Source organism: Streptomyces sp. NPDC002125 (genome assembly GCF_053593715.1).
In genome coordinates, this window is sequence record NZ_JBSFDD010000028.1 from 104,297 (window position 1) to 119,395 (window position 15,099).

The 15,099-nt window shown below is 70.4% G+C and carries 15 protein-coding genes and 1 pseudogene; 7 read left to right on the forward strand and 9 right to left on the reverse strand.

The features are described from left to right. Positions 1 to 77 precede the first annotated feature (77 nt). Together ACWCQM_RS33600 and ACWCQM_RS33605 are read right to left on the reverse strand one after the other, a co-directional pair. Positions 78 to 347 (reverse strand): DUF2255 family protein, encoded by a 270-nt coding sequence (locus ACWCQM_RS33600; RefSeq protein ID WP_450918865.1) that lies wholly within the window; start codon positions 345 to 347, stop codon positions 78 to 80. Between the two features lie 178 nt (positions 348 to 525). Beyond that, complete coding sequence (locus ACWCQM_RS33605) at positions 526 to 1,410, reverse strand: aldo/keto reductase (RefSeq protein WP_450918851.1); 885 nt, start codon at positions 1,408 to 1,410, stop codon at positions 526 to 528. A gap of 343 nt (positions 1,411 to 1,753) precedes the next feature. On the opposite strand from ACWCQM_RS33605, the gene ACWCQM_RS33610 reads away from it, so the two are divergent. Further along, complete coding sequence (locus tag ACWCQM_RS33610) at positions 1,754 to 2,182, forward strand: MmyB family transcriptional regulator (protein ID WP_450918852.1); 429 nt, start codon at positions 1,754 to 1,756, stop codon at positions 2,180 to 2,182. A 94-nt stretch (positions 2,183 to 2,276) separates the two neighbouring features. Here ACWCQM_RS33610 and ACWCQM_RS33615 read toward each other — a convergent pair whose 3' ends face one another. From ACWCQM_RS33615 to ACWCQM_RS33635, 5 genes are all read right to left on the reverse strand, one after another. Then, the gene (locus tag ACWCQM_RS33615; RefSeq protein WP_450918853.1) at positions 2,277 to 2,753 is read right to left on the reverse strand and encodes a (2Fe-2S)-binding protein; all 477 of its coding nucleotides are present in this window, start codon (positions 2,751 to 2,753) and stop codon (positions 2,277 to 2,279) included. A gap of 15 nt (positions 2,754 to 2,768) precedes the next feature. Then, the gene (locus tag ACWCQM_RS33620) at positions 2,769 to 5,075 is read right to left on the reverse strand and encodes a molybdopterin cofactor-binding domain-containing protein (protein ID WP_450918854.1); all 2,307 of its coding nucleotides are present in this window, start codon (positions 5,073 to 5,075) and stop codon (positions 2,769 to 2,771) included. Positions 5,076 to 5,292: 217 nt separating this feature from the next. Beyond that, the gene (locus tag ACWCQM_RS33625; RefSeq protein ID WP_450918855.1) at positions 5,293 to 6,516 is read right to left on the reverse strand and encodes an oxygenase MpaB family protein; all 1,224 of its coding nucleotides are present in this window, start codon (positions 6,514 to 6,516) and stop codon (positions 5,293 to 5,295) included. A gap of 109 nt (positions 6,517 to 6,625) precedes the next feature. Beyond that, positions 6,626 to 7,204, reverse strand: a complete 579-nt coding sequence (locus ACWCQM_RS33630; protein ID WP_450918866.1) for an oxygenase MpaB family protein — start codon at positions 7,202 to 7,204, stop codon at positions 6,626 to 6,628. Between the two features lie 24 nt (positions 7,205 to 7,228). Next, entirely contained in the window at positions 7,229 to 7,861 is a 633-nt protein-coding gene (locus ACWCQM_RS33635) for a hypothetical protein (RefSeq protein WP_450918856.1), read from the reverse strand. 569 nt (positions 7,862 to 8,430) lie between these two features. Here ACWCQM_RS33635 and ACWCQM_RS33640 point away from each other — a divergent pair. The 3 genes from ACWCQM_RS33640 (at position 8,431) to ACWCQM_RS33650 (ending at position 9,908) form a co-directional block, all read left to right on the forward strand. Continuing rightward, entirely contained in the window at positions 8,431 to 9,171 is a 741-nt protein-coding gene (locus ACWCQM_RS33640) for a dienelactone hydrolase family protein (RefSeq protein WP_450918857.1), read from the forward strand. A gap of 181 nt (positions 9,172 to 9,352) precedes the next feature. Further along, complete coding sequence (locus tag ACWCQM_RS33645; RefSeq protein WP_450918867.1) at positions 9,353 to 9,475, forward strand: hypothetical protein; 123 nt, start codon at positions 9,353 to 9,355, stop codon at positions 9,473 to 9,475. A gap of 133 nt (positions 9,476 to 9,608) precedes the next feature. Further along, positions 9,609 to 9,908 (forward strand): hypothetical protein, encoded by a 300-nt coding sequence (locus ACWCQM_RS33650; RefSeq protein ID WP_450918858.1) that lies wholly within the window; start codon positions 9,609 to 9,611, stop codon positions 9,906 to 9,908. Positions 9,909 to 9,963: 55 nt separating this feature from the next. Here the strand turns inward: ACWCQM_RS33650 and ACWCQM_RS33655 are convergent. Next, a pseudogene (locus ACWCQM_RS33655) lies at positions 9,964 to 10,945 on the reverse strand (hypothetical protein). A 127-nt stretch (positions 10,946 to 11,072) separates the two neighbouring features. Next, on the reverse strand, positions 11,073 to 11,984 hold the full coding sequence (locus ACWCQM_RS33660) for an NADP-dependent oxidoreductase (protein WP_450918859.1): 912 nt from the start codon (positions 11,982 to 11,984) through the stop codon (positions 11,073 to 11,075). Between the two features lie 155 nt (positions 11,985 to 12,139). On the opposite strand from ACWCQM_RS33660, the gene ACWCQM_RS33665 reads away from it, so the two are divergent. The 3 genes from ACWCQM_RS33665 (at position 12,140) to ACWCQM_RS33675 (ending at position 15,011) form a co-directional block, all read left to right on the forward strand. After that, on the forward strand, positions 12,140 to 12,478 hold the full coding sequence (locus tag ACWCQM_RS33665) for a thioredoxin family protein (RefSeq protein ID WP_450918860.1): 339 nt from the start codon (positions 12,140 to 12,142) through the stop codon (positions 12,476 to 12,478). A gap of 520 nt (positions 12,479 to 12,998) precedes the next feature. Then, positions 12,999 to 14,021, forward strand: a complete 1,023-nt coding sequence (locus ACWCQM_RS33670) for an acetylxylan esterase (protein WP_450918861.1) — start codon at positions 12,999 to 13,001, stop codon at positions 14,019 to 14,021. A 201-nt stretch (positions 14,022 to 14,222) separates the two neighbouring features. Beyond that, positions 14,223 to 15,011: an IclR family transcriptional regulator gene (locus tag ACWCQM_RS33675; protein ID WP_450918862.1), complete on the forward strand. Its 789-nt coding sequence runs from the start codon at positions 14,223 to 14,225 to the stop codon at positions 15,009 to 15,011. The last annotated feature ends 88 nt before the right edge of the window (positions 15,012 to 15,099 follow it).

Genomic DNA, 15,099 nt, shown 5'->3' on the forward strand with positions numbered 1-15,099 from the left:
GCCCATCGAATGATCAAGGAATGCCGACTCCGAAGATCTTTTACGGGCCGGAGCCGCCCGCGCGGGGTGCGGGGCGGTCAGCGGGGTTCGAGGCGCAGGGTGGAGGTGCGGGCCTGCTCGGTCAGGACGTGCTCGACGATGCTGGGGTACCGGCCGTAATCGGCCCGGTACGCCGCGTCCACGTCGGTGTACTCGCCGGGGTCGGCGTCGCGGAAAGCGACGTCGGCCCGGATACCGCCTGCCTCCATCCGGCCCTGCCGGCGGGAGCGGGTGCCCTGGAACCAGGGGCCGTCCACGCCCTTGACCGAGCGGACGTAGAGCCGGTCTCCGGCCCGGACGACCCACATGGTCACAGGGGCGCGGAGGTACCGTCGCCGCGTTCGGACTCCAGGTCCAGTTCTTCCGCCGCGCCGATGCTGTTCAGCTCGGACTCGTTCCAGGTGGTCATGGTTCTTCCCTTTCGGCCCGATGCGTGGACCGGGGTGGACCTGTGGTTCCTTCGCGCGGGTGGCACCGGGCCGGGAATCAGGCTTCGGGGATGGCACGGCCGAAGTCGGCGAGGGTGACGGCCTCGGGCTCGGGGCCGCCGCGCCGGCCGGTCTCCAGGGCGTCCAGTGCGGCCAGTTCGTCCGTGGTGAGCGCGAAGTCGAAGACCTCGATGTTCTCCGCGATGCGGTGCCGCTTCGTCGACTTGGGGATGACCGAGCGGCCCTGCTGGAGCCCCCAGCGCAGCAGCACCTGGGCCGGGCTCTTGCCGTGGGCCTCGGCGATACGCGTGACGGCCGGGTCCTGGAGGACGCTCACGCGGTGCTCGCCGTAGCCCGGGTAGAAGGTGATGCCGCCGATCGGCGACCACGCCTGGTTGAGGATGCCGTGGGCGTCGTCGAAGTCGAGTACGGCGCGCTGCTGGAAGTAGGGGTGGATCTCCAGCTGGTTGACCGCGGGCACGACGGACGTCGCGTCCAGCAGGGCGGTCAGGTGCTCGACCATGAAGTTGCTGACGCCGATGGCGCGGACCTTGCCGTCGGCCAGGAGCTTTTCCAGGGCGCGGTAGGCGGCGAGGGTCCTGTCGAAGCCGGACGGCAGCGCCTGATGGAGGATCAGCAGGTCGATCCGGTCGACCCCGAGCTTGGCGGCGCTCTTGTCGAAGCCGTGCAGTGTCTCGTCGTAGCCGAAGTCGCTGATCCAGATCTTCGTCTCGACGAAGATCTCGTCGCGTGGCACCGCGGACTCCCGGATGGCCTGGCCGACCTCGCGTTCGTTGCCGTAGGCGGCGGCGGTGTCGATGTGCCGGTAGCCCAGTTCGAGCGCTGCGGTCACCGAGTCCCGCGTCTCCTGCGGCGGGGTCTGGAAGACGCCCAGTCCCAGGGCCGGCATCCGGACACCGTTGTTGAGGGTGAGGGTCTGCATCAGTTGTGCCTTTCTTCGGAGGTGCCCCGTGCGGGCACGATGAGGGTGAGGACCGCGACGACAGCCAAGGGCCGGCAGCACGGTCGATCCGCCGGCGCGGCGCCGGTGCCCCGCGCCGCCCGGGCGCCGATCACCACGGCTGTGTCTGCGCCGCGTCCACCAGGAGCGGGGTCGGCGAGAACAGGAAGACCGTGCGGCGTTCGGACCGCCGTCGGCACCGGTGCGGGCGCCCACAGGGCTGATCACAGACTGCCTGGTCACAGCCGTACCAGCACCTTGAGAGCCTCACGCGAGTCCATGGCCCGGTAGCCCCCGGCGACCTCGTCCTGTGGGATGCCACTCGATGACCGGCGTCCCGGCGTTCGTGCGCAACGCACGCTTCGACGTCGTGGCCGCCAACGCCTTGGGCAGGGCTCTGTACGCGCCGCTCTTCGACTCGCCGCTGTTCGCCCAGCGCGGGCCGGTCAACAGCGCGCGCTTCCTGTTCCTGGACCCCGCTGCTCAGGACTTCTGGGCCGCCCGGGACAAGGGAGCCGACGACGCGGTCGCCTTTCTGCGCACCGAAACGGGCCGGGCACCGCACGACAGGGCGGCGATCATCGGACCGCGCACCATGGATCAGCTGGAGGCGTTCCTGCCTGCCGCCGACGTCACCCTCCCCGCCGACGTGCTCGACGCCATCGACGGCATCGTCGCCCCCGGAGTCACGGTCAACCCCGTCGACAACAGCTACGGCGACTTCGAACTCCGGGCCGACCAGCGGCGACGCTGACCGGGCGGACGCGACGGAACCCTCCCGCCCGGCCGTGTCGTGGTGGGCGCCCGGCCTTGCCTTTCACCGGGCGCCGGCGTTCGCGAGAAGCCACTCACATGTTCCGGGCACCGTCCTTGATCGCTGCCCGGATGCGGACGTAGGTGCCGCAGCGGCAGATGTTGCGGATGCCGTCCAGGTCGGCTTCGGTGATCTCGCGGCCTTCCTCCCGGGCCCGTCGTACGAGGGCGACGGCCGCCATGATCTGGCCGGGCTGGCAGTAGCCGCACTGGGCGACGTCCTGGTCGAGCCACGCCTGCTGCATGGGGTGCAGTTCCGCGCCCACGGTGCCCGGAAGCCCCTCGATCGTCGTGACTTCGTCGGCCGGGTTCAGGTCCCCCACCGGAATCGCGCAGGGGTTGACCGCCTTGCCGTTGAGGTGGCTCGTACACGCCTTGCAGACGTTGATGCCGCAGCCGTACTTGGGACCGGTGACACCCAGGACGTCGCGAAGCACCCACAACAGCCGTACGTCGTCCTCGATGTCCACGGTGACCTGCTCGCCGTTGAGGCGGAATGTCTGTTCGGGCACGGAAGGATCCTCATATCAGTAGGCGTGGTCCCGGCCGTCCGTCGGGGACTGCGGGACAGGGGGGACGGTGGGCTTGGGTGCGAAGGCGAGCGTGCCGTGGTTGACGGGGAACGAGGTGGGCATCGTCCCGGTCGCGCGCCCGTACGCGCAGGCGACCGCGGCCATGGAGGCGGCTACGGCGAGCTCTCCCGCCCCGCCGGGCTTCCCCGTGGTGTCGGGCATGATGATGACGTCCAGTTCGGGCGGCGTGTTCCACTGCCGCGTGTAGAAGTAGTTGTCCCAGCTCGCTTCCAGGAAGTATCCGTCCCGCAGGTGCAGGCTGGAGGTGAGGGCGAGCGCGATGCCGTCCATGGCACCGCCCATCATCTGCGCCTCCAGCCCACGCGGGTTGACGGTGAGACCGGCGTCCACGGCGACGACCACCTTGGTGACGCGCGGGCCGGCGACACCGTCGCGGACGGGGCGGTTCACGGTCTCGGGCCGGCAGTCGATCTCCACCAGGACGGCGCTGGCCGAGTGGTACTCGGAGTGGAGCGCGATGCCCTGAGCCGTACCCTCCGGCATCTGCCTGCCCCAGCGTCCGGCTTCGGCGGCCTTCTCCAGCACCGCCAGGGACCGGTCGTCCTTGAGGAAGTCGCGCCGGAACCGGTAGGGGTCCTTCCCCATCTTCGACGCGAGTTCGTCGACGAGTAGCTCCCGCGCGCAGGTGACGTCGGGGGAGTAGACGTTGCGCATACTGCCGGTGTTGAAGCTCTTGTCGGTCTCGTTCAGGAGCCGGCTGTTGACGCCGAAGTTGTACGGCATCGACTGGGAGAGCTGGAAGAACGTCTCGGAGAAGCCGAGGTCGACCACCGGAAGTTTCGCGGCCAGGGCGGTGAAGATCTCTCCGAAACCGTGACCGAGGTCGGTGGCGACGCTGGTGTGGCGCTGCTTGTAGCTGAGCACGGTGTCACCGACGTAGGAGATGCGCACGCGGGACGTGGCCATGGGATGCGTACGGCCCTGACGGGAGTCGTCGGCCCGGTGCCACATGAGCTTGACCGGTTTGCCGATCTTCTTCGAGATCTCCACGGCTTCCAGCGCCGCGTCGAAGAAGAGCTTGCGCCCGAACGACCCACCGCCTTCAGTGACATGCACCGACACCGCGCCGAGCGGCAGCCCCAGCATGGCGGCGATGGCCTCCTTCGCGACGATCGGCGCCTTGAGGCTGGACCAGATCTCGGCGCGGTCCGGGCGCACGTCCGCGATGGCGCAGTTGGTCTCGAGCGCGCTGTTGCTGCGGAAGTGGAAGGTGAACCTGCCCTCCACGCTCGGGGTCAGCGGCGGGAGCCCCATCGTGGGCTCCGCGGACCTGAGTTGTGCGAGGACGGAGCTGTCGCTCTTGCCCTTCGCGCTGCCGGGTGCCCATGACACCCGCAGGGCGCGTACGGCGTCGATGCACTGGCCGAAGGTCCGGGCGCGCACGGCCACACCGCTCGTGATCACGGCGACGTCGGTGACGCCCGGCATGGACCGGACCTCGTCGGCGTTGGCGACGGACGTCACCTTTCCGTTGATCGTCGGCGGACGGCACACCATGGTGGGAGCGGCGCCGGGGACGGCGAGATCCATGGCGAACTTCTTGCGTCCGGTGACCGCGTCGAGGGCGTCGACGCGGCTGCGGGGAGTGCCGATGACGGTGAACCGGTCGGACGGCTTGAGTTCCGTGGTGACCCGCTGGGTCCGGAGGGCCGCGGCCTTCTCCGCCAGCTCGCCGATCCCGACGCTCCGGCCTCCGGGGCCGAGGACCACTCCGGCTCTGATGCGGACCTCCGTGAGGGCGGCCCCGAGCACCACCGCGGCGGCCTCCAGCAGCCGTCCGCGAGCGACGGCGGCGGCGACCCGGACCGGGGTGTAGGTCGCGATGGTCGTGTTGGAGCCGCCGGTGAGCTGGTTGAACACGAGTTCCGGCCGCGCGTCGGCCAGGGTGACCCGCACCCGGTCGAGTGGCACGTCCATCTCCTCGGCGATCAGCATGGCCGTCGACGTCGTGATGCCCTGGCCGACCTCGGCCCGCGGCAACGCGAAGGACACCGTGCCGTCCGTGTGCACCTGAACCGTGATCAGACCGGAGGTCGGCAGAGCCGCCAGGGTCATGACGTCATTGAGGTCGACCAGTTCCGTGATGTCCGCCGAGGGCACGTCGGCTCTCGCCGATTCGGCGGGTACGAGTTCGGCCGCCGTCACCAGGGTCGGTGCCGCCAGTACGAATCCCAGGAACCGGCGCCTGTCGACGGCGTGGCTCCCGGGCGGCGGCCGGGTCGCGTCGTGATCATCGTTCACCGGGGGTCCCCTCCTGCCCGTGCCGTGCGGTGTCCCCTCGCAGGGAGTTCCGGAGGAGGACTCGTCCTGGCGACACGCTTCGGCACTGCTTCGTCGATGGTCTTCATGTGCGGTTCGGCTCCGGACGGGTGGAGGGCGGGGAGGCCAGAGGCGGTGGAAGCCGCCGCCCCTGGCCGTCGTGGGGGAAACGCCGCGCTCGGGCGGCGGGGCGGATCGTTCAGGACGGGCGGTTGACGTCAGGGATGTCGATCGAGATGGGCCGCCCTTCGGCGAGGAAGAGCAGGACGAACTTACGGAGCGCCTCTTCCAGCGTCCAGAGGACGGCCGGGACGGCGGGCAGCGGGATCAAGCCCTCACGGAAGGCCACCAGCAGCGGCCACGCCGTCGCTATGAGCTTCTCCAGGATCGGCTGCTTGGACAGGCCGATCATGTCACCGACGTCACCGCCCAGCGTGTACCGGGTGAACGCGCTGATCAAGGGGCGCGTCAGGCCGGCATCGATTTCGGCCACGATGCCGAGCAGGATGTTGGTCAGTGCCTCGCCCTCGGGGGAGTGGGCGAGGATCGGGTCGAGGACCTGCTTGGACTGGGCGTTGGCCGCGTCCCACGTGGCGGGAATGTACTCGTCGCGCACGCCGAGCATGTGCGCACTGACCTGCCACACGTGCAGGTAGGCGTCCGAGTCGGCGGCGTTGACCCGCACCCCCCACTCTTTCATCCTGCGCATGACAAACGTGGCCAGGCTGTGCCAGGTGACCATGATGTCGGCCTGGCTGATCGGTATCGTCTGGCCGCCGTTGGTCTGGGACCAGCCCGGGGACTGCGGCAGCAGATGGCGTACCGCGGCGTGGACCATGCGGGTCTTCACCGCGGTCACGATCATCGAGCCCTGCGGCAGATACGCGTCCAGGTCCCCGATGTCGTAGCCGAGCCGCGCGGTCTTGGCGATGCGGTCCTTCATGTCCGCGCCGCCCTTGGAGTAGTAGACGGCGCGCGACTCCCTGGGGATGGCGGTGCTCATCAGACCGCTGCCGAGGCCGTACAGCGCTCCGACGTAGATGCCCTTGGTCTTGCTGAACTGGGCGGCGCGGTCCAGCTTGGCCTTGTCGGCCCAGGACGGCATCTGGCGGGCGTGCTCCATGAACTCCTTGAGGTCCGCGGGGAGTCCGTCGGGCAGCGCCTGGTCGTTGCGGGTCCACCGCTGCAGCAGGGTGTTGACCCGCGGCACGTCGCCCCGCTCGATCACGGCGGCGAGTACGGGGTCGGCCTCCTCGTCCCACACCCATTCCGGGTCCAGACCGGCACCCGTGCCCGCCACCGACCCGGTCGGCGACCAGGTCCACAGGGACCGGGCGCCGGCGGGAGTTGCCGCGGCCAGCGCGCCGACGGCCCCCAGGGCTCCACCCGTTGCCAGCATCTTGCGCCTGCTTAATCCGTCCATGGCCCGAACTCCTTCGTGGTTGTGACAGGTCGTTACTTCGAGGGGGGTGAGCGGTACGAGAGGTGAGGAGGATCTCCGGGGACCGAGGCCGCCCGCTGCCGTCACGGCGTCAACCGGCTCCGGGCCTGTTGGTGTCAGGGATCTCGATCCGGGTTCCCTGTCCCTTGGTGAGGTAGAACAGGATGTACTGCCGCGCCGCTTCGTCGATCGTCCACGCCAGCGGCGGCACCAGGGGCAGGGGGATCAGCCTCTCGCGGAAGGCGACCAGCTTCGGCCAGAGGGCCGCGATCGTCTTCTCCCAGAACGGCTCCTCGGGGATGCGGTCCATGTCGGCGACACGGTCGCCCACCAGGAACCGGGCGAGTGCGTTGACGAGCGGGCGATCGATGCCACCGGGGCTCGTCTGCTCGGCGAGCTGGCCCAGCAGGATGTCCGTCAGCTCGATGCCCTCCCTCGTGGAGGTGAGGATCGGGTCGAGGACCTGCTCGGACTGGGCGTCGGCCGCGTCCCACGTGGCGGGAATGTACTCGTCGCGGACGCCGAGCATATGGGCGGTCACCTGCCACAGGTGCAGGTACGCCGATGCGTCGGCGGGGCCGACGGGGACCTTCCACTCCACCAGCTTCTGCATCGTGTAGGTGGCCAGGCTGTGCCAGGTGACCATGATGTCGGCCTGGCTGATCGGTATCGTCTGGCCGCCGCTGGTCCTGGATCAGTCCGGGGACTGTGGCAGCAGATGGCGTACCGCGGCGTGCACCATGCGGGTCTTGACCGCGTGGACGATGACGTCTCCGTCGGGCCGGAAGGCGTTCAGATCGCCGATGGCGAACCCGAGCAGGCTCGTCTTGGCGACGCGGTCCTCCATGTCGGCGCCGCCCTTGGACCAGTAGACGGAGCGTGCCTCCCGGGGGATGGCGGTGCTCAGCATGCCGCCTCCCACCCCGTTGAGGAGATTGAGGTAGAAGCCCCGGGACTTGTTGAACGCCGCCGCGCTCTCCAGCTTGGCCCGGTCGGCCCAGGACGGCAGTTGGCGGGCCTTTTCCATGAAGGCGCGTACATCGTGCGGAAGTCCCGCCGGCAGCGTCTGGTCGTTGCGGGTCCAGGTACGCAGTGCGTCGTTGACCTTGGACACGTCACCGCGTTGGATCACTGCCGCCATCAGCGTGTCGACCTCGTCGTCCCAGACCCATTCCGGGTCGAGGCCCTCTCCCTTGCCTGCGACCGACCCGCTCGGGGCCCACGTCCACGGCGTACGAGCGGCGGCCGGCGACGTGGCGCCCAGAGCCCCCAGGGCTCCCAGGGACCCGCCCGCCGCTAACACTTCGCGCCTGCTGATTCCCTCCATAGCTCTCTGAACTCCTCCTTGAGTCCTTCGGCTTGCGACATGTCAGCTTGGAACAATGAAACATGTCGAGCATCTCTGTGTCATAGAGGAGCACAGGCGAGCGGGGAACGCCAGAGGATTTTCGAAATCGGGCGGGGCTCGTGGAACCTGCCAGGCGGTGCCTCGCGAGGTCGTCCGCCGACGCCCCGTCCGTGCTGGAACCCGCCTTCAGCGGCATCTCCGAAGGGCCCGGAGCCCGTCCGTTCATCGAGTGCTGCTCGCGGCGTCCCTGCGGGGTCTCATGGCGGTACGCGCTGCTTGCCGTGCCTGCTGAGAGCGCGCCGCACCACGCGCGCCGTACGGCGTCGGGCGATCGATGGCGTCGTATCCCGCTCGGCGCGGAGGCTCCGCACGAACGCGCTTGGCCGACAGGAGGTGACCGGCTACATTTGCGGAGGCCGTGCGAGAGAACAAGGAGGTGGTACCCGTGAACGCAGTATCGACATGGGTGCTCCCCTCCGGGGTCACGGTCGGGCGGTAGGCAGGTCGTCCGGGAGCGCCGTCGCAGCGCACTCCCGAAAGGCACGACCATGCAGTTCACGTCCGAGCAGCACCTCGACGACGGCCTCGTCGAGCATGCATTCACCCTCGGTGAGATCCCCGGCATCCTGTGGATGCCCGCGTCGGCATCCGTATCCGCGCCCGTGCCGCTGATCCTCCTCGGCCACCCTCCCCTCGGCCTGCGCAGGATGTACCCCCGGCTGGTCGCCCGGGCCCGGCACTCCGCGGCGGAGGGCTTCGCCACCGCCACCATCGAGCTCCCCGGAAGCGGCGAGCGGCCCCATGTGCCCGCCGTGGAACAGGCCCGCGCGGACCTGCGCCGGGCCATGGCGGCCGGTGAACCCGTCAGCGACGAGATCGTCGACGCCCTCATCCTCCCGCTGGTCGAGAAGGCGGTCCCCGAATGGCAGGCCGTCCTCGACGAGCTCCTGTCGCTGCCGGAGGTCGGGGGCCGGGTCGGGTACTCGGGGGGAGTGATCTCCATCGGGATCCGGCTCGCGGTGGTCGAGCCGCGTATCGCGGCCGCCGGTCTGTTCGCCGGGAGTTTCGTCCCGCGCTCCATGGTCGAGGAGGCGAGGCAGGTCACGATTCCCCTGCATGTCCTGCTGCAGTGGGACGACGAAGGGAACGACCGGCAGACGGCCCTGGACCTCTTCGACGCCTTCGGCTCCGAGGAGAAGACCCTGCACGCCAACATGGGCGGCCACACCGGCGTCCCGCAGTTCGCGGGGGAGGACGCTGCCCGGTTCTTCACCCGGCATCTGAAGTGAGGCCGAGCCGTCCGACCGGCTTCGGAAGATAGCCGATGTTGTGGGGCCCGCCGCCCGGAGAGGTCGGGCACCGGCCCTGCGCGGTTCTCCACGTACGGGCCCCTGCCGAACTCCCGGCAGGGGCCCGTGCCCCGTGCGGTCGTCAACCGTCGTGGCCCACAGCCACCCGAACTCATCGCTCTTGACGGAGAGTTCACCCACGAGTGCCGCCGGCTCCGGGGCCAGCCGGATCAACGAGGCGTACGGGCGTGTGCTCGCCTCGGACGTGCGCCACCGCTTCGCGATCGACACGGCGACGATCTGAGACCCGCGGCCTCACCGGGCGGGTAAGGGGCGGCCTCCTCGGCATCCGGTGGACGTAACGGCTCCCGAGGAGGGCTCGTTGCCTGTGGGGCGCAGGGGGAGCAGGAGGCGCCCTGCGCTACCGTCCTGGAGGTATGGAGCACGCCGCTGGGACGACACCCTTCATCGACCCGGAATCGGACTATCCCTGCTGCTGGTTCTGCCCCGCTCTGCGTCTGCCGCGCGCGGGGTTCCTGGTGGCGGACCGGCCGAGCAGGGACTGGCCCTTCGACGCGGCGGACGGATTCCGCTACACCACCGACGACCGGACTCCGGTCTGCGTGCATCCGGGCAAGGTGGGGCTGGAGGTCGAGCGGATGGCGCCACCCCCCGTCGCCGAACCGGTCCTTGAGCCGGAGCCGGTGAGGCGACGCTTCCGATGGCGCCGGCGCTGAGGCGCCCGCACCGAGCCGGGCCCCCGGCTGGGCCGCCGCCACCGGGCGAGGCCCGCTAGGACCGGGTCGCTCTCCCGCACTCGTCCCCACCGCACTCGCCGCGTCCGACCGGCGTGCTGCGGTCGTACGGGTCGAGCTCCGTGCCCGCCAGGTCCGCCCGGTCCTCGGATCCGAAGGGCGGGGTGAGGTATCCCGTGGGGGCGCCGCAGCCGCCGTTGGTCATGTCGTACTTGTACGAGACGACCGAGAACGTGCCCGGCTCGGTGATCACCTTGTCGGGGTCGTCCCAGCTCAGGACCAGCTCGCGCCGGACGATCGTGCGCATGATCTCGTCGTCGCCACCCGGACCGGCGGGTGCGACCGGGTAGACGAACGTGACGTCGGCGGTCACCTGGAGCGCGCCGCGCTTCCCCTCCCGGTAGCTCAGCCGGCCCCGGGTCTTCACGACATCGCCGACCAGCTGGGCTCGGGACGGCTGGAAGCGGCTGAAGAGGAGGAGCGGGTCGCTCCCCTCGCCCGGGGCCCGGAAGGCGGTGTCCAGAAGGTCCTGGACGTCCTTCTGGTGCGGGTTGATCAGTGCGATCGCCGTCTCGGGGCGCTCTCCCCGCAGCACCTTGCGGTCCAGGCCGGACGCGAAGAGGAAGCCCCGGCTACGGGAGAGGGCCTGCTCGACCTCGGCCGCGCTCATCCATCCGACCGCCGCGGCCTTCGGCACGGTGATCCCAGCCGCTTCGCTCGCCCAGTCCTCCGTCGGCGAGCCGCGGAACGGCTCGTCCGCCGTGGGCCGGAGCGCCGCCTCCGCCGGGGGTGCCTCGGTCGGGCGGGAGGTCTCGGCCTCCACCGGCGAGGAGTCGGTGCCGGGGAACAGGCCGATCTGCCCGGGGGCGAGCGCCACCACCAGGTCGCTTCGCCACGTCCCGGGCCCGCGCGGAGGGCTCCTTGGGCGCGTCCGTGGCACCCGCCACCGACTCGCGCAGAAACCGATCCCACTCCTCGTCGGACCTGGACGAGCCGTCCGGCTCCGTACCCGCGCCCATCCCCAACCCCCTGGCAATCCACGGACCACGCCCACTCGTTGAGGCGCGTCCGCCTGATGGCACAGGGCGCTGACAACGAGGTTCGCAGGGTGCAGTCCCGTTCGGAGGGGACGCCCGCCTCCGCGGTTCAGCCGACGAGGAGGACCACCTTGCCGCGGCCGTGGCCCGACTCGACGTCCCTGTGCGCGGCGGCTGCCTCTTCGAGTCGATACGTGGCCCGCACGTGGATCCGCAGGACGCCCTGGGCGTACAGGGAGACGAGGCCGGCCAGCCGCGCCGCCGAACGCCGGCTGCCCAGCCACCGCACGCCGAGCTCCTCGACGAGCAGGGGGGACGCGATCGTCCCTATCCGCTTCTTGTCCGGGACGAGTGCGACGGAGGCCCGCAGCCCGTCCTCACCCGCCGCGTCGAGAGCCGCGTCCACGCCCTGAGGAGCCAGCGCCCGCACCCGGTCGACGAGGCCCGCGCCGTACGTCACCGGGAGGGCGCCGAGCTCGCGCACGTAGGCGTGGTTGGCCTCACCGGCGGTGCCGATCACGGTGGCGCCCCGTTGCCGGGCGAGCTGGACCGCGACGGTGCCCACACCTCCGGCTGCGGCGTTGACCAGGAAGGTGTCCCCTTCGCGGACCTCAAGCGCCTCCACCGCGGTGTGTGCTGCCTGGCCCGCTCCGGACAGGCCTCCGGCCACGTCCCACGGCATGTCCGCAGGCTTGGCGACCACGTCGCCCACGGGCACGACCACGTATTCCGCGTAGGTGAACTGGGTCCGGAAGCCGAGGACTTCGGCCCCGATCAGGATCCCGGCCACACCCTCGCCCAGCGCATCCACCACTCCGGCGAACTCGCCACCCGTGACGTGCGGGAGGTTCACGACGAAACCCGGCGCGCCGCGTCCGCCGCGCACCGCGCAGTCGATGGGCTGGACACCGGCCGCGCGTACCCGCACACGGATCTCGCCGGGGCCGGGCGACGGTGTGGGGACATCCAGGACGCCGAGAACCTCGGGGCCTCCGAAGACGTGGAAACCGGCAGCTTTCATGTGTGGCGACTCCGTACGGTGTGGTGATCGAGCGCGTGTCCCGCGGTGACCGCTCCACCCTTCGGCCTCGACCGTGGTTGAGGTCAAGGGCCGGCGCGGCGCGTCGGGCGGGGGATGATGGAGGAGGGAAACGGAACACCAGGTCAGGAGCTTGCATGGCGAAGCGGGTTCACCAGCCCCGTGAGGACGCGGAATTCGACTTCATCCTCGGGATGAGTCCGGTGCCGGTTCTCGCGTACTTCATCGGGACATGGCCCAAGGCCGTCGAGTCCTGCCGGGCGATGGACCTCGTCGTGGGCGGCATCGCCGAGGAGTACGCGGGCCGGGTGACCGTCGTGCGGACCGACATGTCCCGCTGCCCGGGGGCAACCGGACGGTACGGAATCACCGGCGCACCGTCGTGCGTCCTCGTGGAGGAGGGGAGAACGGCGCCGCTCGGAACAGGGCCTCTGGCCGCCGCCGAGATCCGGGAGTTTCTGGACGGCCACCTGTGATGGCCCGGCGCGATGTCGCGCACTGCCCGATGGCGCCGGGAGGAAGCCGGGCACGCGCTGGAGGCGCGACGCGAGGTGCGGCTCGGGAACGATGCGTTCACAGCTGGCGCACTGTGCGCGTACGTCCCGCCGTGAGCACCGAGCCGCGACCTGTTGCACAGCGCGGGCCGGTCACCATAAGGTCACGCGGACGACGATGATCACGAGGGGGCTCCGCCGACAAGCACCGCGAGGTCCTCGGGCTGATGGCCGGGCGACGGAGCCGCGACGCGCACGGCGGCCAGGGAGACCGGACGACGGGCGGCGTGGTCCCGCTCTCGTCCGCACCGCCGCCCCCGGACCGACCTCGCCGTTCTCATCGAAACAGCTGCCCGTGACCACACCGCCCAGCGGAACGTGACCGTCGGGTCGGCGGGCCGGGTCCGCAAAGGTGCTCGACGCCGGCAGGGCCGGATAGGCCGCGCCGAGACCCGTCCAGGAAGACGTGCCGGTCACATCGCACACCGAACAAGGAGAGAACGTGCCCACCCATCCGCTCACGACGGACACCGGCGAACTCAGCCCGCTGCCCCATGACCTTCCCTTCGATCCCACCCACGGCTACGACCTGCCTCGCCTCCTCGCGGTGAAGGCGCCGCCGGAACCGGACGACTTCGCCGACTTCTGGCGAGAGCGCTACGCGAGTGCGCTGACTGTCGACACGGCGCCTCGGATCGAGGGGCCCTGGGCCACGGTGGACGGCGTGCGGGTGGCCGACGTCTCGTACATGTCCACCGACGGCGTCCGTATCGGCGGGTGGCTGACCGTCCCTGCCGACGGCCGGGTCACCCAGGGCTGTGTCTCGACACACGGGTACGGAGGCCGGTCGGCCCCGGACTCCTGGCAGGCCCCGCCCGGAACCGCGACCATCTGGCCCTGCCTGCGCGGGCTCGGAACGCGGAGCCTGCTGCCCGGCGTTCCCTCGAATTCGGCGGGACACGTCCTGCACGGCATCGGCGCCCGGGAGTCGTACCTCATCGGCGGGTGTGTGGCGGACGTCTGGTGCGCGGCCACCGCACTGCGGCTGCTGGTACCGGAGGCCGCCGGACGTCTGACCTACCTGGGCACGAGTTTCGGCGGCGGCATCGGAGCGCTGGCGCTCCCCTGGGACGACCGTTTCCGGGCCGCCGGCCTGACGGTGCCGACCTTCGGCAACCATCCGCTCCGGGTGACACTTCCGTGCACGGGCAGTGGTGAGTCGGTCCGTATGCGCTTCGCCGAGGAACCCACCGTGCTGGATGTCCTCGCGTACTTCGATGCCGCGACGGCGGCCCGGCACATCGAGATCCCCGTACATGTGAGCGCCGCCCTGTTCGATCCCCATGTGCCCCCGCCCGGGCAGTTCGCGGTGCACAACGCACTGGCCGGGCCGCGCGAACTGCTGGTTCTGAGGGCCGGGCACTTCGCATACCCGGGCGAGCCGGCCGAGACGGCGGCCCTGGAAGATGCCCAGCGGACGTTCCTGTCGGGGCCGGACCCCGTGGCGCCGAGCCCCACCGCTTGACCGCCTGCCGCACGACCGGATCCGCCGGGCCGGGTGCTCACGGGTTCCCGCCCCGTGACCTGGTGGTTCCGCGATTCCACCGCTGTCCGCCCCGCAGGACGTCGCGGAACCGCCACGGTCGCTGATTTTCACGTACGAGCATGGATCACCCGCGATATGCTGATGCAGAATGTGCAAGGGATTTGCAGAACGAGGAGGGTCATGGCTACGCGGGCGACCGATGCAGGGACGAACCAGAGCGTCGAACGAGCGGTCTCGGTGCTGCGCGCACTCGACTCCGGCCGGCCCGAACTCCGAGTCTCCGACGTCGCCGAGCTCACCGGACTGGGCTCCTCGACCACCTCCCGCCTGCTGTCCACCCTGGAACGCCTCGACATGGTCGAACGCGATCCGGTCAGCAACCTCTACCGCCTCAGCCTGGGCCTTCTCCCGCTGGCCGCCACCGCCACCAACCGCCACCCGGTGCACCGGGCCGCGCGCATGGTGCTCCAGGGCCTCGCCACCCGCACCGGGCTCGGGGCCAACGTGGCCGTACGCCGCGGCGGCGAGCTGATGTTCCTGTGCAATTTCGAGGGCACGCGCGCTCCCAAGTCCTATACGCAGGCCGGACACACCGCCCCGCTGCATGCCACGAGCATCGGCAAGTGTCTCCTCACCGGTCTCGCCCCCAAGGAGCGCCGCAAGCTGCTGGGGGACCCGCTCGACGCGCACACCGAGTACACGACCACCAGTCACGACCTCCTCGACGCCGAGATCGACACCGTCCGGCGCACCGGTTACGCCGTCGAGGCCGAGGAGCGCGCCCTGGGGCGCGCGTCCCTGGCCGCGCCGGTCCGTGACGCCTCGGGGGAGATCGTCGCCGCCATCTCGCTCTGGGGTCCGACCTCGGTGCTCGGGGACAGCGCCGACACCGAGGGGCAGCGCCTCGCCCTCGTACGCGAGGTCATCGAGGCCGCCGACGCCATCAGTCAGGCGCTCGGCGCGCTCTGACGAGCTCGAACCCGCTGCACAAAATCGGCCTGCAACTCGATTGGCGGGAGATGCACAGGCAGCTCTTTGATGATGCCCATGTTCAAAC